This window comes from Halomonas sp. ATBC28, assembly GCF_005937175.1.
In the GTDB taxonomy this organism is placed as follows: Bacteria; Pseudomonadota; Gammaproteobacteria; order Pseudomonadales; family Halomonadaceae; genus Vreelandella; species Vreelandella titanicae.
Window position 1 is genome coordinate 42,964 of record NZ_VCQL01000006.1, and the last position, 25,641, is coordinate 68,604.

Genomic DNA, 25,641 nt, shown 5'->3' on the forward strand with positions numbered 1-25,641 from the left:
TTTTTAGAGCCGGTGTTTAAACGCGATCCGCTCTGAAACACTTCACGTCAACCTCTACTTTGCAATCCACCACCAAGTCTTGAACGCTGCAGATGCGTGCCGGTGGGTTGTCGCCAAAGACCTCCTTAAACACCTTGTTGAACGAGGTGAAATAGCGCGCATCGGTGAGCACGGTGGTGACATGCACGACGTCTTCAACGCCGAAACCTGCTTCTTGCATAATGGCCAGGCAGTTATCGAAGGCGAGGCGGGTCTGCTCAACAATGCCGCCTTCAACGACTTCGCCGTCGGTCATGGGTGTTTGTCCGGAGACGTATAGCCAGCCACCTGCCTCTACGGCGCGGGCAAAGGGCAGCTTCTGACCGCCGGTGCCTACGCCACCTTCCGTGCCGTATCGTGTAATGCTCATGATGTTTTCTCCTGGTTGGGTTGAAAGGTGGGGATCGATTGAGCAATGCGCTCTGTTCTGCGCAGCATCCTGCCAGCGCGCTGGTCTGAAATTTCGCCTTGGTGATAGGCGATGCTGCCGTTCACTACAACCAAGTCGATGCCTTTAGCCGCCGCAATCGGGACTTCGTAATTCGCCGTATCTTCCAACACCGCGAGATCAAACAGGGTGAGGTCTGCATAGGCGCCTACCCGAATTACACCGCGATCCGTTAAGCCAAAATTAGCCGCTGAAAGGCTGGTCATTTTGCGCACCGCTTCGGCCAGCGGCATTAGCTTTAAATCGCGGCTGTAGTGGGCCAGCACACGCGGAAACGCCCCCCAAAGGCGTGGGTGGGGGTGCGGGTCGTTCGGTAATCCATCGGAACCGACCATGGAGAGCGGATGCGCTAACACCTGCTGCATATCCGCTTCGCTCATGTTGTGGTAAACCGCCCCCGCCGGCTGTAGCTGCCTAGCAGCGTCTAGTAGGGATATCCCCCACTCGGCGGCGATCTCTTTTAACGGGCGACGCGCCTGCTCCGGATGAGGGGTCGACCAGGTAATGGTGATCTCTATTTCGTCCGTTACCTGGCCCAGGTCGAGAGTGGAGGAGCCTGCGGTGTAGGGGTAGCAGTCGCAATGGGCATGTTGGTGTTGGGCGGCTGCTTCCAGTCTACTCAGTGCCTTGCTTGCACCGCCCCAATTGCCAGCGCCGGCGCATTTAAGGTGCGAGATCACCAGAGGCACCTGGCCATTGCGAGCGGTGGAAAATGCTTCGTCCATGGCACCCAGCAGGCCCGCAAACTCATCTCGAAGATGGGTGGTATATACGCCGCCTGATTGGCCAACGGCTGCCACCAGTGGGGCCATCTCGGCGGTCGGCGCGTGTATCGCGTTACGATAGGCAAGCCCTGAACTAAGCCCTAGGGCTCCCTCATCCAGCGCTTGGCTTAGCAACACTTCCATTTGTGCAATTTCTTCAGCAGTGGCAGGGCGGGCGAAGCTGTCCATCACCTGGCTGCGCAGACTCGTATGCCCCACCAAGGCGGCGACGTTAATACTGGGTGCGGCAGCGTCCACGGCATTGGCATAGGCGCTGAAGCTTGGGTAGCGAAAGTCCTCTAGCTTGCCCAGTAAATTCATGGGGTCGGGTACGTCGCGAGTGAGTGTCACGGGGCTCGCACTGATCCCACAGTTACCCACCACCACCGTCGTTATTCCTTGTGTCAGCTTCGGCAGCATCTCTGGGGTACGAATGACATTGGTGTCGTCGTGAGTGTGGACATCGATAAAACCAGGGGCCAGATAGCGCTCTTGGGCGTCAATAATGGTGGTGGCGGTGGCGTAGGGCATGTCACCGATGGCGCAGATACGCTCGCCTTGAATAGCCACATCGGCACGAAAATGGGCTGCGCCGGAGCCATCCAGTACGTTGGCGTTACGAATCAACAGGTCGTAAACCATCTTAATCTCCTAGTGGCTGGCGGTTATCTCCACCGCGATGGTCATCGAGGCTAAGCTTGAGACGACGCAATTTAGTCCGTGAACGCTCACGGTGGCGCATGGCAAGTTCAAGCGCTAACACATCGATGACCGCCAGCATGGCGTAGCGGGAAGCTGAAGGGTGATAGATGAAGTCGGTTTCCCGCGAGGTAATTGGGAGCACAATGTCGGATGTATCGGCTAAAGGAGAATTCAGGGCGGTGATGGCAATCACTTTTGCGCCGTACTGCCTGGCAATTTGTGCAGACTCAACCATCTCCGGGGTATAGCCAGTGACCGATAGCACAACCACTACGTCATTTGGCTCAAGGGTTGACGCTACCATGCGGGGTAAGAGTGCTTGAGGGTAAGCGCAGATCGCATAGCCAAGACGAACTAAACGGAATTGAAACTCTTGGCAGAGAATGCTGGAACCGCCCCCTGCGCCAAATACCAATATCTGGCGCGCTTTATCCAGCTGTTCGACAGCGCCTGCCACATCGGCCTGGGCGAGCAAATCACGGTTAAGCGCGAGGGTTTGCGTGGCAATGTCATACACCACGCTTGAGCTGTCTTCGGGTGTCGCTTCTTGTATAAAACGGCGACCTGCTGCTAAAGCGCGTGTTAAGCGCGTTTTTAAGTCGCGCACGTTAGTACAGCCGATAGCGCGTGCAAATCGGGTGACACTGGCATCGCTTACTCCGGCGCGCTGGGCGATGTCACCGATACTCGCTTCGGTGACAAACTCGATGTCAGCAAATATCAGCTCGGCGACTTTTTTTTCAGCTTCACGCAAGGCAGCAAAGTCAGTGGTAATACGTGACAAGATGTCGATTTCCTGGCTCACCGTGGACTCCTAATGGTTGCCTGATTTAAAAAGTATGTTAGTTTCTAACCTTAAGTCAATAGTTGTGAAAGTATCTAACATAGATGCTTTATTAAAAAAGAGGATATGGGCGAATGCAGACAATGGCGTTAGCGATGGATAAAGGCGGTGAGGAATTGGGATCAAACCTTCTATCAGGTGTCAGCCTTCCCGCCGCCGTGGTGCATGAAGGCCCACTGGCTCATAACGTAGCGTGGATGCAACGATTCGCAGAGGCTCACGGTGCTCGCCTGGCGCCCCATGGCAAAACCACCATGACGCCCGCGCTTTTCCATCGTCAGCTTCAGGCAGGGGCATGGGGAATTACCCTTGCCACTGCACCCCAGTGTCGTGCGGCTTTCGCCAATGGCGTTACCCGAATATTGATGGCCAACCAACTGGTGGGTCAGGCAAATATGGCCATTATCGCCAGTCTGATCGAACAGGGCGCTGCGTTTTACTGTGTGGTCGATAGCCATGAGAACGCGCGCCAGCTCGGGCGCTTTTTTGCTGAGCGGGGCTTGACGTTATCGGTGCTTATTGAGATAGGCGTGGAGGGTGGCCGCTGTGGCTGCCGCAATCAGCAGCAAATTCTTTCGCTGGCGGAGGCGATTGCTAATGAGCCAGCACTTTCTCTGGTGGGCCTGGAGGGCTATGAGGGTGTGGTTCACGGGGATAATCCCGAATCTGGTATTCGTACCTATGCTAACTACCTGGTGGATGTTGCCGTAGAGCTCGAAGCTGCTGGACGCTTTGCTGAAGAGAACCCTATTGTCACCGCGTCAGGTTCCGCCTGGTATGATGTGATTGCGGAGGCCTTTCAGGGCGCACCGCTTCAGGGAAGATTTACCCCCGTGCTACGCCCAGGTTGCTACATCGTCCACGACCATGGGCTTTATCGTGAAGCGCAATCAGCGGTATTAGGCCGCCGGCCGGATTTGCAGCAGGGGCTTGAGCCTGCCCTGGAAGTCTTTGCTCAGGTACAGTCGCTTCCCGAACCTGGGCTTGCCATAGTGGCGCTAGGTAAGCGTGATATCGGTCATGACCAGCTACCTATTGCCCTGCGTCGGTTCCGGGAAGCCGGTGAGCCCTCTCAGTCAATGTCAGTTGCTGGCTGGGAGGTGACAAAAATTATGGATCAGCACACCTTTGCGCGCCTTCCGGAAGGGGCTCAAGATGTCGAGGTCGGTGATATTGTCGCCTTTGGCGCCTCTCATCCTTGTTTAACCTTCGATAAATGGCGCCAGATATTGTTAGTGGATGATCAACTAAACGTTAAAGAGCGTATGGCGACCTACTTTTAGCGCCCTGTTATTGAGAAAACCGTTATAGAGAGCGCCGTTATAGAGAACATCATTTAGCTCGTCGTACCTGCTGGAAGGCGCCCACCAATAGCCAGTGTCAGGGCGTCTGCCAGTTCCCTTAGCTGTTCCCGGCAGCGATCGATGCTGGGGACTTCCCGATGCATCGCTTCTGGAATCAGCGTGAGATAAGGGATGGTGATAACGGCTTCGATAACGTCATGAACCCCAAAGACGGGGAAGCTGATATTCGTTAACCCCTGGACTTGAGGGCTTGGCCCCACGTGGTAGCCCTGCTGGCGAATCGGATCAAATAGCGCCCGCGTTCGGTCAACCTCTTGTTGCGTTGCATCGCTGGCGGCGAGAATGCGCTCCCGGCGTGGCTCATCCAGAAAGGCCAGCATGACGGCCCCAGAACCGGAGCCGCATATATCGATTTTGGCCCCCAGACGCAGCCCAAAGCCCATCTTGTCGGGGTTTTCGTACTGGGCCACTACCAATAGATGGCCAGGACGAGCAACACTAAGATGACACGACTGGGAGATTTCATGGCACAGCTCTTCCATGCGCGGTAGTGCGGCCTGTACTAACCGCTTGGTGGGCGGGAAGCGGTGGGCCATCTCAAACATCTTTAGCGTTAGCTGATAGCGGCTACCGCTATCATCCATGCTGACGTAGCCACGATCTCGCAGCACCATCAGCATGCGGTACATCTCATTGGTTTTACGGCCGATCTGTTCGGCAATCGCTTGGGTGCTTAGCGGCTGGGGAGATTGGGCAAGCAGCTCCAAAATATCCAACCCTTTCTCTAAGGCAGGGGCGTGGTACTGCGTTTCAGCCTTCTCCTTCATTCAAGCTCCCTTACGTGATTGCCAATCGCTCGTTGATCGTGGCGTTAACCAAAACGCTTGGTTAGCGTGCCAGCCAGCCGCCGTCTACCGCCAGGGTATGTCCATGCACGTAGCGGGCGGCATCGGAGCATAAGAATATCACAGCGCCGGCTAAGTCTTCTGGCGTGCCCCAGCGTCCGGCGGGGATTCGGCCAAGAATTTCAGCATGGCGCTGGGGATCGTCGCGCAATGCTTGGGTGTTGTCGGTGGCCATATAGCCAGGGGCGATGCCATTAACGTTGATGTCATGGCCCGCCCACTCATTGGCGAGCAGGCGCGTTAGACCGAGAATGCCGCTTTTGCTGGCGGTGTAGGAGGGCACACGAATGCCGCCCTGAAACGACAGTAATGAAGCAATATTGACGATCTTGCCCGGTGCTTTGCGCTCAATAAGGTGTTTGGCAACCTGCTGTGCGAGAAAGAAAGCGGCTTTCAAGTTAACATCAACGACGTCATCCCAATCTTGCTCTGAAAATTCAACGGCTGCTGCCCGACGAATAATCCCCGCATTGTTGACCAGGATATCCACCTTGCCCGCTTGCGCGATCGCCTGTGAGACAATCTCGCTAGGCGCTTGGCTGCCCAGCTCAGCTGTAATGTCGTAAAACTGGCGCCCTAGGGCCTCGACCTGCTGGCGGGTGTCATCAGCAGGGCTGCGGTTGACCCCCACGATATCGGCACCCGCCTGTGCCAGTGCAATGGCAATTCCCTGGCCCAGCCCTTTGTTGCAACCAGTCACCATGGCAACTTGGTCGTTCAGCGAAAATAGTGTCATTGGTCACTCTCCCTGAGTAGTGGTTTAGCGCAGCTCTTTAGAAGCGATAAAGTCCATATCATCGTAGGTCAGGTTTTCACCGCACATACCCCAAATAAAGGTATAGCGGCGAGTGCCAAAGCCGCAGTGAACCGACCAGCTGGGGTGAATCACGGCTTGTTCGTTGGCGACCACTATATGCCGGGTCTCTTGGGGTTCGCCACACAGGTGGAACACCACATCGTCTTCACTCAGGTCAAAGTAGAAGTACACTTCCATGCGCCGTTCGTGGGTATGGCAGGGCATGGTGTTCCACATACTGCCGGGCTCTAACTGGGTAAGCCCCATGGAGAGCTGGCAGGTATCCAGTACATCGGTATGTAGGTACTTATTAATGGTACGCACATTGCCGGTTTCGGGGTCGCCAAGGGTGGTGGGCGAGGCATCTTGCGGGCGGATATGGCGAAGCTGGTAACGTACATGGGCAGGCGTTGAGTTGATATAAAAGCGCGCAGGCTTGGTCGCATCGAGGCTCTCAAAGCTGACTTCACGGCTCTCTTTGGGAATATACAAGCCGTGGTGGGTGCCCAGCTCGACCGTTTCACCGTCGACAGTAATGCGCCCGGGCGCGCCAATGTTAATAACGCCCATTTCCCGCCGCTCTAGAAAATAGTCAACGCCAAGTTCTTTGCCACCGCTCAGGGTAAGCGGCGAATCAGTGGGTACCGCGCCACCGACAATAATGCGGTCGACGTGGCTATAGGTTAGCGACAGTTGCCCAGGCTCCATAATCTTGGTGACCAGCATTTTGTCACGCAGGCCCTGGGTATCGAGGGTTTTAAAATGATCGCTATGAAGCGCTTGGCGAATATCCATATGAATTTCCTTTAATAGTAAAAGTAAATGGGCTCACGAGAACAGCGTGAGCGGCCACAGGGTGATAGCCGGAAAGGTAATGACCAGCAGCATCACCAGGAGGTTTGCGAGCAGAAACGGGAGGGCGCCGCGGAAAATACGCCCAATCGAGAGGCCTGTGATGGATGAGCAGACGTTCAGGCACATGCCCACCGGCGGCGTGACCAAGCCAATAGCCAAGCCACTGATCAACAGGACACCAAACTGCACAGGTGAAATATTGGCCAGGGCAAGCACCGGCAGCACCACTGGGGTAATCAGCAAAATCGCGGGGGTCACATCAATAAAGGTGCCGATCAGTAGCACGGCAGCTGCAATCACCAGCAGGAGCAATATCGGGGTAAGATCCAGCCCGCCTAAAAAGCCTGCCAACAGCTGGGGAATCTGCTCCATCGAGAGAATCCACACGTACAGCTGGCTCATGGCAATAATGATCATCACCGTTGCGCTGGTCATTACGGCAGAGCGAAACAGTGCGGGCAGTTCACGCAGTTTGAGGCTTTTAAATACCACCAAGGCTAGAAACAGCGCATAGCCCACGCCTAACGCGGCGGACTCAGTGGCTGTAGCGACACCGCCGACCACCGCACCCACTACAAACAGAGGAATTAATAGCGCGAGTACCGCACGCTGAATCACCTGGCGGCGCTGTTGCGGGTTTAATCCTGCGTGGGCACGGGGGTAGCCTTGACGACCGGCCATTAGCGCAATGATGCCCATCATCAGCAGGCCAATGAGTAAACCTGGCACAAGGCTCGCCATAAACATGGTGCCGATAGACTGCTGCGCGGTAACAGCGTAGATCACCATGGGCACACTGGGAGGGATGATCATGCCCATGGTGGAAGATGCCACGGTAATACCGCTGGCGGTTTCTACGCTGTATCCCTTGCGTGCCATCTCAGGAATCATGGCGGAACCCACCGACGCCGTATCAGACACAGAAGAGCCCGATATGCCGCCAAAGATCATCGATGTCGAGATATTGACGTGCCCCAGCCCACCTGGAAAACGGCCTACCAACATCAAACAGAAGTCGATCAAGCGAGCGGTAATGCCTGAGGCGTTCATCACCAGCCCCATCAAAATGAACAGCGGCAGGGCAATCATGGTGTACAGATCCATACCGGACAGTACCCGCTGGGGCAGCACGCCAATCAAGCCTGGTTGCATGATCAAAAAGTAAACCAACCCCGAAAGCCCTAGGGAATAAGCGATGGGCACCCCAATCAACAGCAGCACCATCAGGCTAACAAGCAGTAAAATCATGCCTGGCCCTCCTGCGCGCCTTCTCGTTGAGCTGAGGGGCGCTCGCCACCCATTAGCACCGCCAAGGAAAACAGAATGACCAGTAGCGCGCCAATGGGGACACTGATTTGCACTACCCAATTAGGCACATCCAGCACGGCGGAGCGGAAACGGCCCACTTGCCCAATCCAGCTGATACTGAGCCATGCCAAATAGCCATTGAATAGCATCACAAGACAGTGGCGTAAGCGGTTCAGCCAGACGGCTATTGCCGAAGGCAGTGCATCCACAAGCACGCTGATACGGATATGCTCGCCGCGCAAAATGGCGACCGATGCCCCCAGTGCGGTGGAATACACAAAGAGAAAACGCATCACCTCTTCAGCACCGGCAAAGCCAATGCTGAATACGTAGCGCAGTATCACCAGTGCCAAGCAGAGCAGGAAAACCGCCGCAATTAATGCGGCGATCAGATTTTCCAGCAGGCTAGCGAAGCGGCGCATTACCCGCATCAAGGCGGTATCTTCCGCCATCGGCTGCGCCAGTGGAGGTGGATTCATTACTCCAGTACCTCGGCTTGATCAGTCAGTGCGAGCACTTGCTCTAATTGCTCCTGGCTAAAGTCACCACGCTCAACAAAGTGCTCCCAGACAGGAACGACGGCATCTACGAAGCCTTGGCGGTGTTCGTCGGTGATGTCATTAATGCTCATGTGCTCGCCCAGTGTTTCGAGGTAGTTGGCTTCGGAGGCTAGCCAAATTTCGTTGGAGCGGGTCATCGTCTCCTGAGCGACGTCGTCGACGATCAACTGCAGCTCTTCAGGTAGCTGGTCGTACCACTGGGCGCTGATAAAGAAGGGATCAGGATGGATTTGCCAGTTCAGCAATGACATGTACTCCTGAGCTTCATGGAACTTCATATCGGCGATATTGGAGGGCGGGTTTTCTTGCCCATCGACCACGCCTGTGCGCAGCGCCATATAGGTCTCGGTGTAAGGCACTTGCTGGGGGGATGCTCCCAACGCTTCAAATGCCCGCAGCGTGGGTGCCAGTGGCGGGGTGCGAATCTTCAAGCCACGGAGGTCATCAACTTGATTAACGGCGCGAACGTTATTGGTTAACTGGCGCATGCCACCTGCAACGCCGGTTACCGGTATATGCAGCTGGCTTTCTCGTGCGCCTTCATTAATGGCCTGGCCAAGCTCGCCCTCCATCACGTCAATAGCCTGTTCTGGCGTGGTGAACAGGAACGGCATGGTATAGATCAGATAGGCGGGGTTAGCTTGGGCAAACAAACCACCGCGATAGCCCTGAATAAGCCCCATTTGGACTTGCTGAAGTACGTCCTCCTCCTTCCCCAGGGTGCCATTGAAATAGAGCTCGACGGCGATACGCCCATCACTGCGCTCTTCCAGCGCTTCTTTGAAGTAGCGCATGGACTCAGAGCGCGGCGCCTCATCGGTTTGCGAATGAGCGTACTTGAAGGTGAAATCGGCAGCTTGAAGCGACGTGGTGAAGCCAATCGCGAGGCTGGCCATCATTAAGTGGGTTAGGCGCATGGAAGGCTCTCCGTTTTATTGTGATGTTCTTGTTGCGATGCGATGGTTGTTTCTCAAATATAAAATCTTTTTTTATATTTGATGTAAGGCCAAACTTAACGTCATTACTGTGTAGGTCAATGCTTGGGCTATGCGACATTGGTCGCGATGCATATTTTCAGTACAGAGAGAGGGGGTTATAAGCACGCAGGCGGTGTCGTCGGCAGGCACGGGAAACATGCCTGTCGAGGGCGGGCGTTGGAGAGTTGATTAGCGGCGGTTAATCAGTTAACCAAGCAACCGCGATCAGAAGTGTAGGCGCGCAATGGCGGTGGGAAGCTCGCTGGCGTGGTGGATACCAATCGCCCCTTCGGGGGTGAGTTCTTCATTAGGGAAGTGGTTGAGGTGAATCACGTGCATGCCCGCCGCTAGCCCCGCTTCCACACCCACCGCCGCGTCATCGATCACCACGCACTGCTGAGGAGCATGGCCCATAGCGGCGGCAGCTTTACGGTACAGCTCGGGGTCGGGTTTCCAGACATTGAGGGTATAGGCGCTAAAGAGCTTGTCAGCAAAGTGATGGCCTAGTTCGGTGCTTTCCAGCGCACAGCGAATTTTGCGCTCGGGGCCATTAGAGACCACGGCCTTGGGGTGGCTACTTAACTGTTCCAGTGCGGCGACCATACCAGGAATCGCCACCAGCTCGGCACGCATACGGGCTTCCATACGCGCCCGCATACCTGCCTCAAGCTGGGAAAATGCATCTTCTGCTAATGTTTGAAAACGCTTTTCCAGGGTTTGGACGATCGTCTGGAAACGCACCCCGCGAAATTCATCCATATACTGACGCGCTGAAAAGGGTAAGCCGAATTCGGGAAGAATATCCCCCATCACCTCGGCAAGCAGTATTTCGCTATCCACCAAGGTGCCATCGCAATCGAACAGTAAGCATATTGACGTGGAGGGGGGCGCGGAAGGGGACGTGGCGGTGTCCTTCATCGATAGGTTTCCTCATTGACTAAGCTGATAGGTCGCTCGCCCTGGAGTGCTAGACGAATATTATCCACCGCTCGCTGGGCCATGGCGTCGCGGGTTTCATGGGTAGCAGAGCCGATATGCGGCAGGGCGACCACATTGGGCATCTTCGTCAGCGGTGACGCAGCGCGTAGTGGCTCCTGCTCAAATACATCCAGCCCTGCTGCTTGAATAACGCTGGTTTCCAAGGCGTGTATTAAGGCGCTTTCATCGACGACTTTGCCGCGGGCGATATTGATAAAAATGCCTGAAGGCTTCATCAGCGCAAGCTCTTGGGCACCGATCAAATGCTCGGTCTCGGCGGTAAGCGGCACAGTGACACAGACGAAATCGGCTTCAGCCAATAGCTCGTTGAGTTCGCGGCGCTGCGCACCAAGCTCACTCTCTAAATCGGGCTTGGGTGAAGCGTTGGAGTAGAGCACCTGCATACCAAAGCCCAGGGCTCCGCGCCTGGCAACGGCTTGACCGATGCGCCCAAACCCCACCATGCCTAGGGTTTTGCCATGCACATCGCTGCCAAATAGTGCCGGGCCAATGCTGGCTTGCCATTTGCCCGCTTTGACCCACTCGGCTAGTTCAACCACCCGGCGCGCCGCGGCCATGATCAACGCAAAGCCGGTGTCAGCAGTGGTTTCGGTAAGCACATCAGGCGTATTGCATAGCATAATGCCGCGCTTAGTCAGTTCATCAACCGGGATGTTGTCGTAGCCAACCGAGATGGTCGCGATGACTTTCAAGTTGGGCGCTGCGTCCAGCAACTGGGGGGTAATGGCTAAGCCGGAACCGATAATGCCGTGTGTCTCCGCTAATAGAGCGCGATTTTCAGGGGCATCAAGCGAGCTGGTTTTCGGCAACACATCCACTTCAAACAAATCGCTAAGTTCAGTCTGTTGAGCGTCGCTGAGTCGTCCTTGAATCACTAGACGTTTTTTCATTGTTATCTCCATGGTGAAAAGCCTGTTATCTAAAACCTGCTATTTAAAAAATAGTGTGTGGCGATTAGCCAATGGGCTGGTCGACTTCAAGCGCTAATAGTTGCTCGCGATTAGGCAAACCTTCCATATCACCCACTACCTGGATGGCTTGGGCGCCAATGAGGTTGCCGCGTTGGGCGGCTTGACGCGCCGTTCTTCCGTCAAGCAGGGCGCTAATGACACCGACGGCGAAGCCATCGCCTGCACCTACGGTATCCACCACCTCAGCAACGTGGCAACCGGCCACTGTAAAGCTCTCTTCTTGCCCATCCAGGTTGCCACGGTAATAGCTACCTTCGGGGCCCAGCTTGATGATCACAGCCGAGGCACCTTGATCCAGATAATAGCCTGCTATGTCGTAAGGCGTCTTCTGCCCGGTGAGAAGCTGGCCCTCTGAAAGCCCAGGCAACACCCAATCGGCGCGACCTGCGAGTTCATTAAGGGTCGACCGCATAACGTTTTCACTGGGCCAAAGTGACGGCCGTAAATTGGGGTCAAAGGAAATACTAGCGCCGTGGGCGCGGGCCTCTTCCATCAAATGATGGCTAAGCTGGCAGGCGCTTTCAGATAACGCTGGGGTAATACCCGTCGCGTGAAGGTGGTTAAGCGCCTGAAAGTCGACACTCCGGGCGTCGTCAATAGTGAGATGGCTGGCGGCACTGCCACGTCTGAAATACTCTACTCGCGGGTCGGCGCCGTTCTGGGCACGTTCTTTAAAGAGCAGCCCGGTGGGGTGCTGTGCATCGGCGTGAATATAGCGATCATCGATACCTTCCGCTGTTAATGCCGCCTGAATAAACCCTCCAAAGCTATCGGTTCCCACTCGACTTAACCAGCCCACGTGGAAACCCAGCCTGGAGAGGCCGATAGCGACATTATTATCGGCGCCTGCCAAGCGGCGGTGGAATCGCTCAATGCCGGATAAGTCGCCTGGTGAATCAGCGACAAACATAGCCATGGCTTCGCCGAAGGTGAGAATTTCTGGTGGGTTAGAGAAGGAGTGGGGCATAGTCAGTAATCTCTTCGAGTTGTTCATTATCATCCAATGGGAACGATACCATTTTTGTGGCAATTTTTTAGCACCGACTAAAAAAATTAGCGTTGAGTAGAACCTCGTTCGATCAGAGTAGGTGAAAACCTCAGCGCCGCTGGCATTGATGATACGTGGGGAGCAATGCGATGCATCAAGCATTGAACAGCCGTTTTACCCATTGCATCGGTGGGTTGGGCAAGCGTGGTAATGCCGGGAGAGATCAAAGCGCACCAATCGAGTTCATCAATCCCCATCAAGCCTACCTTGCCAAGCGGTAAGTCCAACTGCTGAAACAGGCGGGTCACGGTTAGGGTGGCAGTGCCATTGCCGCACAAGACAGCGCAAGCGTGCTGTTGGTGGGCGGCTAAAAAGTCGCTTAGTGCTTGAAGCGTTGCAGTGCCATCTGAGTTAGCAAGCAGGGAGGATGAATGAATAAGCCCCAACTGCTCGGCAGTGTGGTTAAAGCGGGCCAAGCGTTTTTGTCGGGTGCTTGACTGCTGGGGAGCTTCGCTGACATACAGTACGGCCTGGTAGCCCTGATCGGCCAAGTGTTCTAGCGCCATATCGATCGCCAGGTGATTATCGAGTCCAACCACCTCCGCTTCCACATGATCGACTTCGCGGTCTAGCAGCACAATGGGTGTCCCCTGGCTGATGAAAGTATGTAGTTGGCGTTCAGGGCTGCCGGATGCATTTACCACGAGACCTTCCACCTGATAGGCACCCAACAGGTCTAAATGCTGGCGCTCCTGTTCTGGGTCGTTATCAGTATTACATACTACCAATGAGTAGCCGTATTGGCGGCACGCTTGCTCTACACCATGTGTGATAGCCACTGAAAATGGGTTGCGGATATCTGCCACCAACATACCTAACAATTTAGAACGACCACCTTTTAACCCGCGTGCCATTTGATTTGGCTGGTAGCCAAGGGTACCTGCCGCATGGGCGATGCGCGCTTGAAGTGAGGGCGAGAGCCGATCACGCTCTTCGCCAAAATAGCGCGACACGCTGGTTTTAGAGGCACCAGCGAGGCGGGCTACTTCAAGAATGGTGGAACGGCGCGGCGTAGGTGGCATAGTGTACTTTAAAATAGAGTGCTTAAATAAATAGCGTTTTGCGTTAAAGGGTCGGCCGTTACATTGTGATTAACGGAATGCGAACAGCTCAATTTTGGGTGTTTGCTGGGCCAAAAGCAACGGCGTGCGAGCCGCTAAGGGTGACTAACCATGTGAATATTGTAATCAGTGGGGTTTACCGTGCCCTCAAGGCGTCCAATTTGAGTAAAATCACTATTCTCAAGAACCGTGTCAATAGATGTGTCTCTAAAGGAGAGGTTTTTAATTACGTTAACTTTACACGGCATTCCCTTTGCATCTACATCCATTATCCATGCTAAAAAACCGTTTGAAAATTTTGCTAAGCTACCGATAGGGTATAAGCCAAAGTGTTGGATATACTCTACAAGTAATGACTTTTCATAAATAGTTGGGCAGTTATTAACCCAGCGGTAGGCATCAAGAGGTTGCCGCGGATGCTGACCATTTCGCTCATGGGTTAATTTATTGATTATTTTAATAACACTGATTAATCGAACACGCTCGGATAACTCTGCAGCCTGCTTTCCTGCTGGATAGCCGCTGCCATCGAGCCGTTCGTTGGCATTGAGGATAATGTCATGGCAGGCTGGGCTGGCGACCCAGCCCAGTGCCGTTAGCTTGTTATTCAGTGCAACAACATGTTCTTTGAGTAGCTCGGCTTGCGATGGAGACATGCGAATTTTAAGTGAGGGGAGCTGTTCGCTAATCAGCAGTGGTTTACCCATGGTGTGTAGTAGGGCGCCCGCTACTGTTTCCCGTGTCTGTGGCGCGTGTGGGTCACGACTGATCAGGATCATCGCTAGCTGGCTACTCACTTGTATGGCATGGCGAACCCACTCGGGTTCATCATGCAAAAAAGCCAGCGCATACTGAAGCCCCCTTCGGTCTTGAGTGACCATATAAAGAAGGCTGTCGACACACTCATAGAGGCTCTCTTCTGGAAATAAGTCTTTGTTTTTAGTAAACATTAACATGACTTGTAGCTGGTGAGCGACTTCAAGAACACCGCGTAGCAGAGGAGATCGTTGGCTACTCTTGGTTTGATCATGCTCTTCTTTGTGCTGCATTTTCTTCTCTTTGGCATCTGCGATGAAAAGCCGCGACTTAGCACGTGAATTGCTATTTTGTAGCCCTGAACGAAAAGCGGCTTCGAACTCAGACTCCGATACATAATGGAAAAGTGTTTCAGTCATTGTGGCTGTCATATTAATAAACTCAATACCGATAGCCGCGTAGTCGTGGCTTCCAAAAGGGCGCATATGACGAATACGCCCCTGAGTATTGAATGTTTCTCCGTTTGGAAACTCGAGTGTTACCTCTGGCAGCGTCTGGTTAACGCTAAGGGCCATGCTGTCTTCGAGGCTGACATACACCATGCAGCCGCCCACTGAAAGGTTACGCACTTTTCCTTCCACATTAAGCTCATGAGCAAAGACTTCAAGGTGCACACGTGCATGCATACCAAGAATAAAAGGAACGCGTAGAGCACCTCTATTATCGGAAGCAAAAATAGAGTTGGGAAGCTGACACTCAAGATGGTAAGTGCAGGCATCTATCTTAATGACGTGTGCAGGTACTTGCTCAATGTTGTAAATTTCTTCTTCTATACCAGGTGAAGGGTGCGAAGCCTCTATGTCAAAGCAAATAGTTTCGTTTTTAAAATATGGAGAAAGCGAATTTCCGGTGTAGTGAATAGCTAAGGTTATTTTTCCGGTATCCAGCTCCATCTTAATTGCCTTCGCTTCTATGGCGTAGGCTGCTTCTTTAGAAAAGATAGAAATAGCATGCTCTTTTTTTAGCAGTGAGCGTATTATCTGCCCAGTGGTATTTTGGTTCGCCGTATCGATAATCATATAAAACCCACCGTATTTATTTTGTTATAATTTATATCGACTTGGTGGTGACTGCTATATGCTTCTATTGCTTGTCACTTCTACCATGATAGGACATTTTTCCTGTGTCGATTAGCTATTATTTCGCTCCAGTTTGCAAACCGATTTATATCTATTTTAAGAGACATTTGTAATGATTTGATAACTTTTGTTTGTGTTTGATGCAGGCCAGACCGCCATTCGGCCGGGTAGGGATAATCAGGTAAACTGCACGCTTTCTTTTACAGCGATGCTCGCGGCATGCCCTCAAACCCTAAATCACTCCATTCTCAATCGAGCAGCTATGAATTAACGCCGTCTGGCGATCGCTATTTCGATGGCCTGGCCGAGAAATTCTCCCGTTCGCTCTATCAGGCGCCCCGGGGCGAGCTGCGTCTCGCAATGCTCGACTACCTGCTACCGGAAATGCTGAATCTAGAGGGGCAGTGCGTGCTGGACGTGGGCGGTGGCCTGGGCCAGCAGGCGGCATGGTTTGCTGAGCGGGGGCACGATGTCACGATGACTGAACCCTCAGCAGATATGTTGAGCTACGCCAAAACCTGGCACCGGGACGTTAAAACGTTACCGGAAGAGGCGATTACTTATCTGCAGGCGCCGCTACAACTGTTAACAGAACAAGCTCCTGGCCCATGGCCGCTGATTACCTGCCATGCAGTGTTGGAGTGGTTGGGCGACCCGCAAGCAGCACTGGCTACCTTGAGTCATTTATTGACACCGGGTGGCCAGCTTAGCTTGATGGTGTTTAATCGCGATGCACTGCGCTTTTCCAACGCGGTCAAAGGCAATCTTGAGAAGGCGTTGAGCGACCGCTTAGCGGGGAAGGGCAAGCGACAACGATTGACGCCTATTTCGCCTGTTAGTCATGCCGAGGTTGAGCAGTGGAGTGCAGATAACGGCTTAGTGATAGATGCAGTCGCCGGTATCCGCGTTTTTCAAGATTACTTGCGCCACCCTCCCGCCACGCCAGTAGAAACTGAAACGCTGCTGGCGCTGGAAAAAAAGTATTGTCGCCATGACCCCCATTGGCGCTTAGGCCGCTACCTACTTTATACATTAATTAAACCGGAGATCGTTGAATGAGTGCCCAAGCCCCAGCGTGCCAACTGTTAGAGCGGCAAAAAGATAACTATGTAGCGCTGTGGGTCATTGGCCCGCCAGTCGATAGCTGGCTTATTGATCAATCGACGGGTGTGGTCAGTGGCGATTTTGACGTGCTGCGTGAGTGGCAGGCTAAAGGCAAACAGGCCCGAGCGCCTTTTGACTTAGCAGCGGGTGAGCCATTCGGCAAAGAGATGGTGCTGTTTTGGCCGAAGGCGCATCAGTTAGGTATTTGGTGGCTCAAGTGGTTATGTGAGCAGCTACCTGAAGGCACACCCATTGAAATTGTCGGCGAGCATCAAGGTGGCATTAAACGCGTTCCCAAGATGCTGGAAGAGCTGGGGATGCCTTGGGATAAGCGCGACAACGCCCGGCGCTGTTCACTCTTTGCCACCCAAACCGTGGCATTGGATTCGACTAGCGATAGCGCTTGGCAGCAATTCGAGACATTAGGACTGACGCTGAACAGCCACCCGGGCGTATTTGGCCACGGCAAAGTCGATGAAGGAACGCTGTTACTGTTGGAAAGCATTGAGAATAGCTTGCCGAAAAAACCGCTCAAAGTGCTGGATATGGGCTGTGGCGATGGGATTATTAGCGCTTGGTTGGCCCAGCGTGGCCATCATGTGACCGCGGTGGACGTCAGCGCTTTTGCGGTAGAGGCGTGTAAGCGCACCTTGGCGGCGAATGGGCTAGAGGGGCGGGTACTCTGCAGTGATGTATTCAGTGCACTTGAAGGTGAGCAGTTTGACTGGATTGTTAGCAACCCGCCTTTCCATAAAGAGCGTGATATCAGTTATGGCCCTAGCCAGCGTTTGATCAGCGCAGCGCCAGAGCATCTCAATGCGGGCGGGCGGTTAATCCTGGTGGCAAATGGCTTTTTGCCCTATCCAGACCACTTGCAGCGGGCATTTCAAGACTTCCAGACCCTGGCGGATAATCGCCGCTTCAAGGTTTACGGTGCGATTAAGTTACAGCGCTAGGTCTACGGCATTTGATGAGGTACTTACTCAGCAAAGAAAACATTAAGTACGTGATCCAGATGCACTTCCATGGCACGACGAGCAGCCGCCGGGTCACGTTCTTCAATGGCTTCAACGATGCGCTTATGGTCATCCTGGGAGCGCTGCGGCATATCTGTTTCCATAAAGAGTTCCTGGAGTCGACGAAACATGGCGCCGTACTTGTGGCCAAGCAGATGCTTGATGACAAGTGCGTAGGCCGCGTTGCCTGAGGCCTCAGCAATACGAATATGCAGTAATCGATCTCCGGCGCAGTTGCGCCCGCCATTGGCGTTGTCAGACACATTCCGCTCAAATGCCAAACGGATCGCTTTCATATCCTCTTCAGTGGCGTTCATGGCTGCTAACGCGGCAATTTCCGGTTCCAGATAGCGGCGCGTCTGGAGAAGTGAAAAGGGCGGGATCTCTTCGTCCAGATTGAGCTCAATTTCGCTCTCGAACTCTGGGTCTATTGCCCAGGGCTCGGTTCGAGCGGCTGCGCGCATCACCGACTCCATGGGAGTGGCGCGCGATTCAAGCACCACGACACCATGGCCGACTCGAACAGCTACCTGCCCAACCACTTCGAGAGCAATCAAGGCCTCTCTCACTGAAGCCCGACTAACGCCAAGAGCTTGGGCAAGCTCTCGCTCGGGGGGTAACAGCGTTCCTGGGGGAAACTCACCATCATTGATTAACTGCTGTAATTGATCAGCAATCTGGCGATAGAGGCGCTGCGAGCGGATGGTTTGAATCGGCATTCGTGGTGTTTCCTATCCGTTTCACTGGTGTTTTTCGACTAAAGTTGATGGCTACTAAAGTTTATTCCCAAAAGCTGCTATTTGGCCTTTTGAGGCTTGTCAGGGTCAAAGTTTCTCGCTCATACTCGGCTCATTGGTCAGGCCATTAGGTGTCTGGATGATTTGGCCTAATGTATGTTCCCATTCTTTTCAAGGTCGTACCACCGCTTTTAGGGGCGCGCCTTAGCCGTTAGGGATGTGCAATAGTATGAGACTCAAAAACAAAACTGCACTGATCACCGCCGCTGCAAACGGCATTGGGCGTGCTAGCGTCGAGCGCTTTGTTGCCGAGGGCGCACGCGTATTCGCGACAGATATCGATATTGCCAGCTTAGAAGGGATACCGGGTGTTGAAGCTTATCGCCTGGACGTCACGGATAGCCAAGCGATCCACCAATTAGCCACTTCACTGCCAGCCTTGGATGTACTGTTTAACTGCGCCGGTATGGTGGCAGGTGGCAGCGTACTCGAATGCGACGAGGCCACTTGGCAGCGATCGATGGATCTGAATGTCACTTCAATGTTTCATACCTTGCAGGCTTTTTTACCGGGCATGTTGGCAAAAGAGAGTGGCAGCATCATCAACATGGCTTCCCTGGCATCTAGCATTAAAGGAGTTGCTAATCGCTGCGCTTACGGTACTTCTAAAGCCGCGGTGATCGGACTGACCAAGTCTGTCGCCGCCGACTTTATGACCCAGGGAATTCGCTGCAATGCGATCTGCCCTGGCACCGTTGAGTCTCCCTCTCTCAAACAGCGTATTGCTGAGCAGGCACGTAAAGAGGGGCGCAGTGATGCAGAGGTGCTAGCCTCTTTTATTGCCCGTCAGCCAATGGGTAGGCTGGGGCGAGTGGAGGAAGTGGCTGCGCTGGCGGCTTTTCTGGCTTGTGATGAATCGCAGTTTATTACCGGTACCACGCAATTGATCGATGGTGGTTGGGCTAACTGATTACTTCAGAAGGAATAACAATATGAAACTTTTACGCTTTGGAACGCTGGGCCAGGAAAAGCCGGGCATTCTCGATAGTCAGGGTAAGGTGCGTGATCTTTCCGCCCTCGTTAGCGATGTTGCCGGTGATGTGTTGAGCGACGAAGGGTTGCAGAAACTTCGCGATGTGGATCTCTCTACATTGCCAGAGGTCGCGGCTGATGTGCGTCTGGGGCCTTGTGTTGGTCAGGTGGGCAAATTTATTTGTATTGGTCTCAACTACTCCGATCACGCAGCAGAAACCGGCGCCGAGGTTCCCCCCGAGCCGGTCATTTTCAATAAGTGGACAAGCGCTATCTGTGGTCCCAATGACAATGTGGAGATCCCCCGTGGCTCCAAAAAGACCGATTGGGAAGTCGAGCTTGGGGTAATTATTGGAAAGGGTGGTCGTTACATTGATGAAGCTGAGGCGATGTTACATGTGGCGGGGTTCTGCGTAGTTAATGATGTGTCTGAACGCGAGTTTCAGTTGGAGCGCAGTGGTACTTGGGACAAGGGCAAAGGCTGCGATACGTTTGGCCCCTTGGGGCCCTGGTTAGTTACCCGTGATGAGATTGCTGACCCACACCAGTTAGGTATGTGGCTTGAGGTAGACGGCCAGCGTTACCAGGACGGCAATACACGCACCATGGTGTATCAAGTGCCTTTTCTGATCAGTTACTTGAGTCGTTTCATGAGTTTGCAGCCTGGCGATGTTATCTCAACCGGCACACCTCCCGGTGTGGGTATGGGCCAGAAGCCTGCCGTTTACCTTCGTGATGGGCAGCAAATGCGTTTAGGTATTGAGGGCTTAGGTGTGCAGCGGCAGCGGGTCGTTCAGGCCTAAACATAACGAGGAGAAGCGCGCTTATGGAAGTGCTTATCTGTTCAAAGCCGCAACATCTGGAGCTGCGTCACGCTTCTAAGCCAGAGTGTGCCTCTGGGCATGCCGTGGTACGGATACGCCGTATCGGTATCTGCGGAACGGATATTCATGCTTATGGTGGAAACCAACCCTATTTTGAATACCCCAGGGTGTTAGGCCATGAGCTTGCCGGTGAGATAGTCGAAGTCGCTGATGACCATGACCAGCACTTACTGGGCAAGCAGGTTTATGTCATACCCTACCTGCATTGTGGTGAATGCCGTGCCTGCCAGCAGCATAAAACCAACTGCTGCCAGAACATGCAGGTTATTGGCGTACATCAAGATGGTGGCATGGCGGAGTACCTGGCCGTACCTACCACTCACTTAGTGGTATCTGAAACCCTTAGCATCGATCAATTGGCCCTGGTGGAGTGCATGGCAATTGGTGCTCACGCTGTAAGGCGTAGCGTGCTACAAGCGGATGAATTAGCCGTCATCGTGGGTGCGGGGCCTATTGGTATGGGCGTACTCCAGGTCGCTAAAAGCCAGGGTGCGCGTACCTTGATGGTGGATACCAATCCATCACGTCTGGCTTTTTGCCGTGACGTACTGGGTGCCGATGCGGTGGCGAACCCTCAGGAAGTGGAAGTGGCTGCACAGATCAGCAAGCTAAATGGCGGTGCGTTAGCAGATGTGGTGTTTGATGCCACAGGGAGCCCTCGTGCTATGGAGGCTGGGTTCGATCTGGTGGGGCATGGCGGTTGCTATGTTCTGGTGAGTATAGTCAAAGCAGACATTACCTTCAGTGATCCTGATTTCCACAAGAAAGAGTTGACCTTGATCGGCAGCCGTAATGCCACTCGGGAAGACTTTGATAGTGTGGTGTCACTGATGGATAGTGGGGACATCAATGCTGAAGCAATGATTACCCACCGTGCTTACCTTGCTGACGTGCCTGCCCAGATGCCCCAGTGGTGTGACCCCGCTAATCAGGTTATCAAGGCCATGATATCGATTGATCATTAACACTTCTGCATCGTTTCCTCAAACTTGCCACATTCAGCCGCCGACGAATTTACCGGTAAGGTCTATCGTTAAGGACTATGATGCAAATAAGTAGTCGTTAATTTAACGGTAGTGAGTAGGAGTGGCAGCAATGGCGGGAAATATTCGAAATACGGCGGTACTGGGAAGTGCCGTTCTGCTGGGCGGGCTGCTGGCGCTAGGGCTGGTATGGAGCGGTAGTTATATCAAGGGCGCCGCAGAAGTATGGCAGCAGTCGTCACGTAGCGTCACGGTGCGCGGCTTAGCCGAGCGAGAAGTGCCGGCGGATTTGGTGCTGTGGCCGTTCAATTACAGTGTCAGCGCTAATAGCTTGAGTGACCTTGAGCAGCAGTTGTCCAGTGACGAGCAGGCAATTCGCGATTTTCTGGAGGCCCAGGGGTTTGCATCAGAGCATGTTAGCTCCACTCCGCCGCGGATTACCGACCAATATAGCAATCAGTACGGTGGTCAGCGCCCGGATGAGCGCTATCGCGCCGAAGCAACACTGCTACTGCGCTCCCCCGATGTCGAGGGCGTGATCGAGGCAATCCCCAATGCGACTTCACTGGTTCGAGAGGGCGTACTGCTCTCGCCCAGCTACGAATACCGCACGGAGTTTCTATTTACCGGACTTGATGCGATCAAGCCTGAAATGATTGCGGCGGCCACTGCGGATGCGCGTAACGCCGCACAGCAGTTTGCCGAAGATTCCGGTAGCCAAGTGGGCCAGATTCGTCAGGCGACCCAGGGCTACTTCTCCATCGAGGACTTGGACAGCTACACGCCGCAAACCAAACGTGTTCGCGTTGTCACCACGGTGGACTACTCCTTACAAGATTAGGCCCTAGGCGGCGTTAATGGCGCAGGGATTAGCCAGTGTAATCAATGGCGGTGATGGTATAAAACGTATCACCGTTAGGCGTGAGCACTTTTGCTTCATCACCCACCTGTTTACCGAGCAGTGCTTTAGCCATAGGTGCATCGATACTGATCCAGCGCTTTTTGGTGTCGATTTCATCGTGGCCAACGATCCTGAGATGCACCTCACCGCCACTTTCATCCTCCAGGCTTACATAAGCGCCGAAAAACACCTTGCTGGTATCGGCAGGCAGGCGGTCTACGATTTGCAGTTCGTCCAAGCGTTTCGTCAGGTAAGTAATCCGGGCGATAACGCGGTTCAGCTCTTTCTTGTTATAGGTGTAATCGGCGTTTTCACTGCGGTCGCCCTGGGCGGCTGCTTCGCCGACTTTTGCTGAAATATCCGGGCGTTTAACCCGCGATAGGTGATCCAAGATAGCGCGCAAGCGAGCCGCCCCTTCTGGGGTAATCAGATTGCTCTTAGGGGCTTGACGCGGATCTTTGGCTGGATCGCGCCAGCGGGTCATGTTGCGGCCTTTCATTACCTATTCCCCATTGTGTTTCGAGCTATCTACCTTACGTTAATTGCGCGAAGCATACCAAGCAACATGCTACTGGAAAATCATTCAAACGTTTGTTACATTTTTTGCTATATTGAGCGAGAGGCCCGCTATTAGTAGGTCTAACCAGGACAACAATAATGTTAGGAGCATGTATGCGAACTCACTCTTTTTCACGCAACTCTTTGTCACGTTTAATAATCGCCGCCGCCATTGGCAGCGCGCTGATGCTGTCTCCGCTAACCGCCTCTGCCTTTGAAGGCGAGCTGTTTTCGCTTAAAAACAGGTGGGAGCATACCGTGACTGAGATGCCCGCCAACGAGCGCGAGAGCACGTTAAAGGCATTGGCAGGTGAAGCGGAGCAGTTGGCCGAGCAGTACAGCGATGAAGCTGATGTACTTGTCTGGCAGGGAATAGTTCTGGCTTCTTATGCCCGTGAGCGCGGTGGTTTAGGCGCATTAGGAATCGCAGGTGATGCGCGTGACGCGTTAGAAAAGGCGATTGAAATAGATCCTCAGGGGTTGAATGGTTCCGCCTACGTCACGCTAGGTGCGCTTTACGATCGCGCTCCAGGGCGGCCACTCGGTTTTGGCAATAGTGATACCGCTGAACGCATGTTCCAGCGTGCCTTGGAGATCCGCCCAGACGGCATCGATGTGAACTACTACTACGCTGCCTTTTTGAAAGAAGAGGGCAATGAGCAGGCCGCTCGCGAGCACGCCCAGCGAGCGGTTAACGGCACCGCTCGAGACAACCGGAAAGTCTCCGATGAAGCGCTACGCCGTGATGCCGAAGCGCTGCTTAAGCAGCTGTAAATCCCCCGCTGAATTGGCATTCCCGGTGGCAAGCATTGATAATAGATCGATTATCACCACCGGGAGTGCCTCATGGCGTCCAACTCCAAGCACGATGCTGTTCAGAATCCTAATTTTCAGCGCCCTCCTTTTAAAAACACGGCTCTTAGCGTTCCAGACTTAAAGCGCAATGATGTTGAGCTGCTTAAGCGGGAGACGCTACACCAGGGGTTTTTCCGCCTGGAAGCCTTAGAGCTTCGTCACCGGCTGTTTGAAGGCGGTTGGAGCGAACCTATGCGTCGTGAAGTGCATAATCGCTTTGATGCAGTGGGTGTGCTGCTCTACGACCCCGAGCGCGACTCATTGGTGCTCATTGAGCAGTTTCGTGCCGGCGCCATTGATGATTCCGTTTCTCCCTGGAAGCTCGAGCTCGTGGCCGGTTTGGTCGAAAAAGACGAATCGCTGGAAGATGTGGCGCGTCGCGAGGCGTGGGAGGAGGCCGGTTGTAAAGTGGCCCAACTGACCAAACTTCACACGTATTATCCCAGCCCTGGCGCCTGCAGCGAGCAAGTGACACTATTTTGTGGTTTGGTAGATACCCAAGGATTAGGTGGGATTCATGGCCTAGATGAAGAGCATGAGGATATTCGTGTTCACGTCATGCCTTTCGCTAACGCTTGGGAGCTCTTAGAGAAGGGGCGACTCGACAACGCCATGTGTTTAATTGGTCTACATTGGCTTAATAGTCAGCGAGCCTCACTGCGTGCTGCCTCACAGCGCGCTTTGACGCAAAGCGAAACCGACGAGGAGTGAACATGGCGAGAACGGCCTATGTCACCGATTTAAAATCGCTCCAAGGGGAGTGCAGCGCCAACTATTTACGTTTGGTGCGCCTGGTGGGCGATATGGAGGCCGGCCAGCGCCGCGATATTGCCTTGCGCGGTGATAAACAGCATTTCGGTGATCTGCATCTGTATATTCAAGAGCAGGCGCCTTACACCACCATGGTGAATGTTTCTCAGACCGGCCCACTAGATACCGTTTTGGAAGGGCCGCGTATGCGCGTACATCTTTATCACGATGTACGCATGGCGGAAGTGACCGACTTTCAGCGCGAGCGCCACTTTAGTGGCCGCTACCGCTACCCCAATGCCCGGATGCATCAGCCGGATGAGAAGCTTCAACTCAACCGCTTCTTGGGCGAGTGGCTGGCTCATGGCCTTGCTCACGGTCACACGGTCGACGTGCCGGAGATGCCCTAATGCGTGTGGTGCAAATTACCGACGCCCATCTCTATGCGGATATCGAAGCGCGTTCCCGGGCGGGCATACCCTGGCGGCAGTTTCAGCAGGTGTTGAATGCCGTTGTCGCCGAAAAGCCCGATATCGTGCTGTTTACTGGTGATATTAGCCAGGATGAATCGGCCGCTTCCTACGCCTTGGCGGTGCAGGCGCTGGAGCAGTTGCCTTGCCCCTGGTACTGGCTGCCGGGTAATCACGATCAGCCCGAGTTCATGGCGGCCGAGCGGCCGATGGTTGAACAAGTGGACTTGGATTCGTGGCGCATCCTGTTGCTCAATACCCAGGTGGAGGGCAAACCCCACGGTGAACTGGGAAGCGAGCGGCTAGCTAAGCTCGCTGAACAGTTAGAGAACGATGACCAGCCCACGCTGATAGCCATGCACCACCCGCCGGTGGACGTCGGCGCGGTGTGGATGGATGCCATTGGCCTACAAGATCGCGACGCATTTTGGCAACTGCTAAGTAAATACCCGCACGTCAAGATCATCCTGTTTGGTCACGCGCACCAAGCCTACGCCGAGCATCATATTTTAGGCACAGGTAGAGGCATAGGTGAGGCCACTATTGATGTTTATGGCTGCCCGGCGATGGCCGATCAGTTTCTGCCCGGTGCCGAGCAGTTTGCCATTGATGAAGCTTCCCGCCCTGGCTATCGGGTTATCGATTTGGCGTATAGCGATGCCCAGGGAAGCGAGTGGCAGAGCTGGATAGAGCGCATTGATTAGACGTTAATTGCTCTCTTATTTCTCTCCCATTTCTGGATAGGTTTTTTAGGAATAAAAAGATAGTTATTAATTCTTTTGGGTTATTACCGGCTCGGCGTTACCCTACTCACATTCGAACGTACATTTATCTATAACGTACGCTGATTTTAGCTTGTGTGACGAGCTTGTTCT

General features: G+C 53.8%; 27 protein-coding genes. 11 read left to right on the forward strand and 16 right to left on the reverse strand.

From position 1 onward, the window contains the following. Positions 1–16 precede the first annotated feature (16 nt). From E0L35_RS08180 to E0L35_RS08190, 3 genes are read right to left on the reverse strand one after another with little or no spacing between them, the layout of a single operon-like run. Positions 17–409 carry a RidA family protein gene (locus E0L35_RS08180; RefSeq protein ID WP_022524043.1) on the reverse strand — a complete coding sequence of 131 codons (393 nt, stop codon included), beginning with the start codon at positions 407–409 and terminating at the stop codon, positions 17–19. Next, a complete protein-coding gene (locus E0L35_RS08185; protein WP_138800022.1) occupies positions 406–1,893 on the reverse strand; it encodes a D-aminoacylase in 1,488 nt (495 codons plus the stop codon). The genes E0L35_RS08180 and E0L35_RS08185 overlap by 4 nt, the downstream gene beginning before the upstream one ends. A gap of 1 nt (position 1,894) precedes the next feature. Further along, positions 1,895–2,758, reverse strand: a complete 864-nt coding sequence (locus tag E0L35_RS08190) for a MurR/RpiR family transcriptional regulator (RefSeq protein ID WP_009287708.1) — start codon at positions 2,756–2,758, stop codon at positions 1,895–1,897. A 113-nt stretch (positions 2,759–2,871) separates the two neighbouring features. Between E0L35_RS08190 and E0L35_RS08195 the strand changes: the two genes are divergently transcribed. Continuing rightward, a complete protein-coding gene (locus tag E0L35_RS08195; protein WP_138800023.1) occupies positions 2,872–4,080 on the forward strand; it encodes an amino acid deaminase in 1,209 nt (402 codons plus the stop codon). Positions 4,081–4,133: 53 nt separating this feature from the next. Here E0L35_RS08195 and E0L35_RS08200 read toward each other — a convergent pair whose 3' ends face one another. From E0L35_RS08200 to E0L35_RS08250, 11 genes are all read right to left on the reverse strand, one after another. Then, the gene (locus tag E0L35_RS08200; protein ID WP_138800024.1) at positions 4,134–4,928 is read right to left on the reverse strand and encodes an IclR family transcriptional regulator; all 795 of its coding nucleotides are present in this window, start codon (positions 4,926–4,928) and stop codon (positions 4,134–4,136) included. A 61-nt stretch (positions 4,929–4,989) separates the two neighbouring features. Beyond that, on the reverse strand, positions 4,990–5,742 hold the full coding sequence (gene kduD, locus E0L35_RS08205; RefSeq protein ID WP_138800025.1) for a 2-dehydro-3-deoxy-D-gluconate 5-dehydrogenase KduD: 753 nt from the start codon (positions 5,740–5,742) through the stop codon (positions 4,990–4,992). Between the two features lie 24 nt (positions 5,743–5,766). Further along, positions 5,767–6,597, reverse strand: coding sequence for a 5-dehydro-4-deoxy-D-glucuronate isomerase (gene kduI / locus E0L35_RS08210; RefSeq protein ID WP_138800026.1), 831 nt, complete (start codon positions 6,595–6,597; stop codon positions 5,767–5,769). 33 nt (positions 6,598–6,630) lie between these two features. Then, on the reverse strand, positions 6,631–7,905 hold the full coding sequence (locus E0L35_RS08215; protein WP_138800027.1) for a TRAP transporter large permease: 1,275 nt from the start codon (positions 7,903–7,905) through the stop codon (positions 6,631–6,633). Further along, complete coding sequence (locus tag E0L35_RS08220) at positions 7,902–8,444, reverse strand: TRAP transporter small permease (protein WP_138800028.1); 543 nt, start codon at positions 8,442–8,444, stop codon at positions 7,902–7,904. Before E0L35_RS08220 ends, E0L35_RS08215 begins: the two co-directional genes overlap by 4 nt. Continuing rightward, positions 8,444–9,442: a TRAP transporter substrate-binding protein gene (locus E0L35_RS08225; RefSeq protein WP_138800029.1), complete on the reverse strand. Its 999-nt coding sequence runs from the start codon at positions 9,440–9,442 to the stop codon at positions 8,444–8,446. Before E0L35_RS08225 ends, E0L35_RS08220 begins: the two co-directional genes overlap by 1 nt. Positions 9,443–9,727: 285 nt before the next feature. Continuing rightward, the gene (locus tag E0L35_RS08230) at positions 9,728–10,420 is read right to left on the reverse strand and encodes an HAD-IA family hydrolase (RefSeq protein ID WP_138800030.1); all 693 of its coding nucleotides are present in this window, start codon (positions 10,418–10,420) and stop codon (positions 9,728–9,730) included. Further along, on the reverse strand, positions 10,417–11,391 hold the full coding sequence (locus E0L35_RS08235) for a D-glycerate dehydrogenase (RefSeq protein WP_138800031.1): 975 nt from the start codon (positions 11,389–11,391) through the stop codon (positions 10,417–10,419). Before E0L35_RS08235 ends, E0L35_RS08230 begins: the two co-directional genes overlap by 4 nt. A 64-nt stretch (positions 11,392–11,455) precedes the next feature. Beyond that, entirely contained in the window at positions 11,456–12,439 is a 984-nt protein-coding gene (locus E0L35_RS08240; RefSeq protein ID WP_138800032.1) for a sugar kinase, read from the reverse strand. A gap of 86 nt (positions 12,440–12,525) precedes the next feature. Then, positions 12,526–13,542 (reverse strand): substrate-binding domain-containing protein, encoded by a 1,017-nt coding sequence (locus tag E0L35_RS08245; RefSeq protein WP_138800033.1) that lies wholly within the window; start codon positions 13,540–13,542, stop codon positions 12,526–12,528. A gap of 134 nt (positions 13,543–13,676) precedes the next feature. After that, entirely contained in the window at positions 13,677–15,416 is a 1,740-nt protein-coding gene (locus E0L35_RS08250; protein ID WP_138800034.1) for an HD domain-containing phosphohydrolase, read from the reverse strand. A gap of 279 nt (positions 15,417–15,695) precedes the next feature. Between E0L35_RS08250 and E0L35_RS08255 the strand changes: the two genes are divergently transcribed. After that, positions 15,696–16,535, forward strand: coding sequence for a methyltransferase domain-containing protein (locus E0L35_RS08255; RefSeq protein ID WP_041158005.1), 840 nt, complete (start codon positions 15,696–15,698; stop codon positions 16,533–16,535). Continuing rightward, positions 16,532–17,536, forward strand: coding sequence for a methyltransferase (locus E0L35_RS08260; RefSeq protein WP_041158006.1), 1,005 nt, complete (start codon positions 16,532–16,534; stop codon positions 17,534–17,536). The genes E0L35_RS08255 and E0L35_RS08260 overlap by 4 nt, the downstream gene beginning before the upstream one ends. Positions 17,537–17,559: 23 nt before the next feature. On the opposite strand, the gene E0L35_RS08265 is transcribed toward E0L35_RS08260, so the two are convergent. Beyond that, entirely contained in the window at positions 17,560–18,315 is a 756-nt protein-coding gene (locus E0L35_RS08265; protein ID WP_022524026.1) for a FadR/GntR family transcriptional regulator, read from the reverse strand. A gap of 247 nt (positions 18,316–18,562) precedes the next feature. On the opposite strand from E0L35_RS08265, the gene E0L35_RS08270 reads away from it, so the two are divergent. The 4 genes from E0L35_RS08270 to E0L35_RS08285 all read left to right on the forward strand — a co-directional run bounded on the left by E0L35_RS08270 (position 18,563) and on the right by E0L35_RS08285 (position 22,073). Then, on the forward strand, positions 18,563–19,303 hold the full coding sequence (locus E0L35_RS08270) for an SDR family oxidoreductase (RefSeq protein WP_138800035.1): 741 nt from the start codon (positions 18,563–18,565) through the stop codon (positions 19,301–19,303). A gap of 22 nt (positions 19,304–19,325) precedes the next feature. Then, positions 19,326–20,168 carry a fumarylacetoacetate hydrolase family protein gene (locus E0L35_RS08275; RefSeq protein ID WP_027959022.1) on the forward strand — a complete coding sequence of 281 codons (843 nt, stop codon included), beginning with the start codon at positions 19,326–19,328 and terminating at the stop codon, positions 20,166–20,168. 23 nt (positions 20,169–20,191) lie between these two features. Then, the gene (locus E0L35_RS08280) at positions 20,192–21,214 is read left to right on the forward strand and encodes a zinc-binding alcohol dehydrogenase family protein (protein WP_027959023.1); all 1,023 of its coding nucleotides are present in this window, start codon (positions 20,192–20,194) and stop codon (positions 21,212–21,214) included. 130 nt (positions 21,215–21,344) lie between these two features. Then, a complete protein-coding gene (locus E0L35_RS08285) occupies positions 21,345–22,073 on the forward strand; it encodes an SIMPL domain-containing protein (protein ID WP_022524022.1) in 729 nt (242 codons plus the stop codon). 28 nt (positions 22,074–22,101) lie between these two features. Here the strand turns inward: E0L35_RS08285 and greB are convergent, their stop codons facing one another. Beyond that, entirely contained in the window at positions 22,102–22,632 is a 531-nt protein-coding gene (gene greB / locus E0L35_RS08290) for a transcription elongation factor GreB (protein ID WP_009287719.1), read from the reverse strand. Between the two features lie 173 nt (positions 22,633–22,805). On the opposite strand from greB, the gene E0L35_RS08295 reads away from it, so the two are divergent. The 4 genes from E0L35_RS08295 to E0L35_RS08310 all read left to right on the forward strand — a co-directional run bounded on the left by E0L35_RS08295 (position 22,806) and on the right by E0L35_RS08310 (position 25,470). Next, positions 22,806–23,465 carry a hypothetical protein gene (locus E0L35_RS08295; protein WP_138800036.1) on the forward strand — a complete coding sequence of 220 codons (660 nt, stop codon included), beginning with the start codon at positions 22,806–22,808 and terminating at the stop codon, positions 23,463–23,465. Positions 23,466–23,537: 72 nt separating this feature from the next. Next, entirely contained in the window at positions 23,538–24,257 is a 720-nt protein-coding gene (locus E0L35_RS08300; protein WP_041158009.1) for an NUDIX domain-containing protein, read from the forward strand. Positions 24,258–24,259: 2 nt separating this feature from the next. Continuing rightward, positions 24,260–24,706 (forward strand): DUF1249 domain-containing protein, encoded by a 447-nt coding sequence (locus E0L35_RS08305; RefSeq protein ID WP_022524019.1) that lies wholly within the window; start codon positions 24,260–24,262, stop codon positions 24,704–24,706. Further along, positions 24,706–25,470, forward strand: coding sequence for a phosphodiesterase (locus E0L35_RS08310; protein WP_138800037.1), 765 nt, complete (start codon positions 24,706–24,708; stop codon positions 25,468–25,470). The genes E0L35_RS08305 and E0L35_RS08310 overlap by 1 nt, the downstream gene beginning before the upstream one ends. Positions 25,471–25,641 lie beyond the last annotated feature (171 nt).

Bases quoted from the DNA above. Each gene is read 5' to 3' on its own strand.
- kduD (WP_138800025.1), bottom strand. From the start codon at position 5,742: ATGACACTATTTTCGCTGAACGACCAAGTTGCCATGGTGACTGGTTGC.
- E0L35_RS08275 (WP_027959022.1), top strand. From the start codon at position 19,326: ATGAAACTTTTACGCTTTGGAACGCTGGGCCAGGAAAAGCCGGGCATT.
- E0L35_RS08310 (WP_138800037.1), top strand. From the start codon at position 24,706: ATGCGTGTGGTGCAAATTACCGACGCCCATCTCTATGCGGATATCGAA.
- E0L35_RS08305 (WP_022524019.1), top strand. From the start codon at position 24,260: ATGGCGAGAACGGCCTATGTCACCGATTTAAAATCGCTCCAAGGGGAG.
- E0L35_RS08260 (WP_041158006.1), top strand. From the start codon at position 16,532: ATGAGTGCCCAAGCCCCAGCGTGCCAACTGTTAGAGCGGCAAAAAGAT.
- E0L35_RS08235 (WP_138800031.1), bottom strand. From the start codon at position 11,391: ATGAAAAAACGTCTAGTGATTCAAGGACGACTCAGCGACGCTCAACAG.
- E0L35_RS08240 (WP_138800032.1), bottom strand. From the start codon at position 12,439: ATGCCCCACTCCTTCTCTAACCCACCAGAAATTCTCACCTTCGGCGAA.
- E0L35_RS08265 (WP_022524026.1), bottom strand. From the start codon at position 18,315: ATGCCGATTCAAACCATCCGCTCGCAGCGCCTCTATCGCCAGATTGCT.
- E0L35_RS08295 (WP_138800036.1), top strand. From the start codon at position 22,806: ATGCGAACTCACTCTTTTTCACGCAACTCTTTGTCACGTTTAATAATC.
- E0L35_RS08300 (WP_041158009.1), top strand. From the start codon at position 23,538: ATGGCGTCCAACTCCAAGCACGATGCTGTTCAGAATCCTAATTTTCAG.
- E0L35_RS08215 (WP_138800027.1), bottom strand. From the start codon at position 7,905: ATGATTTTACTGCTTGTTAGCCTGATGGTGCTGCTGTTGATTGGGGTG.
- E0L35_RS08180 (WP_022524043.1), bottom strand. From the start codon at position 409: ATGAGCATTACACGATACGGCACGGAAGGTGGCGTAGGCACCGGCGGT.
- E0L35_RS08220 (WP_138800028.1), bottom strand. From the start codon at position 8,444: ATGAATCCACCTCCACTGGCGCAGCCGATGGCGGAAGATACCGCCTTG.
- E0L35_RS08270 (WP_138800035.1), top strand. From the start codon at position 18,563: ATGAGACTCAAAAACAAAACTGCACTGATCACCGCCGCTGCAAACGGC.
- E0L35_RS08245 (WP_138800033.1), bottom strand. From the start codon at position 13,542: ATGCCACCTACGCCGCGCCGTTCCACCATTCTTGAAGTAGCCCGCCTC.
- E0L35_RS08230 (WP_138800030.1), bottom strand. From the start codon at position 10,420: ATGAAGGACACCGCCACGTCCCCTTCCGCGCCCCCCTCCACGTCAATA.
- E0L35_RS08195 (WP_138800023.1), top strand. From the start codon at position 2,872: ATGCAGACAATGGCGTTAGCGATGGATAAAGGCGGTGAGGAATTGGGA.
- E0L35_RS08250 (WP_138800034.1), bottom strand. From the start codon at position 15,416: ATGATTATCGATACGGCGAACCAAAATACCACTGGGCAGATAATACGC.
- E0L35_RS08285 (WP_022524022.1), top strand. From the start codon at position 21,345: ATGGCGGGAAATATTCGAAATACGGCGGTACTGGGAAGTGCCGTTCTG.
- E0L35_RS08200 (WP_138800024.1), bottom strand. From the start codon at position 4,928: ATGAAGGAGAAGGCTGAAACGCAGTACCACGCCCCTGCCTTAGAGAAA.
- E0L35_RS08185 (WP_138800022.1), bottom strand. From the start codon at position 1,893: ATGGTTTACGACCTGTTGATTCGTAACGCCAACGTACTGGATGGCTCC.
- greB (WP_009287719.1), bottom strand. From the start codon at position 22,632: ATGAAAGGCCGCAACATGACCCGCTGGCGCGATCCAGCCAAAGATCCG.
- kduI (WP_138800026.1), bottom strand. From the start codon at position 6,597: ATGGATATTCGCCAAGCGCTTCATAGCGATCATTTTAAAACCCTCGAT.
- E0L35_RS08225 (WP_138800029.1), bottom strand. From the start codon at position 9,442: ATGCGCCTAACCCACTTAATGATGGCCAGCCTCGCGATTGGCTTCACC.
- E0L35_RS08255 (WP_041158005.1), top strand. From the start codon at position 15,696: ATGCCCTCAAACCCTAAATCACTCCATTCTCAATCGAGCAGCTATGAA.
- E0L35_RS08280 (WP_027959023.1), top strand. From the start codon at position 20,192: ATGGAAGTGCTTATCTGTTCAAAGCCGCAACATCTGGAGCTGCGTCAC.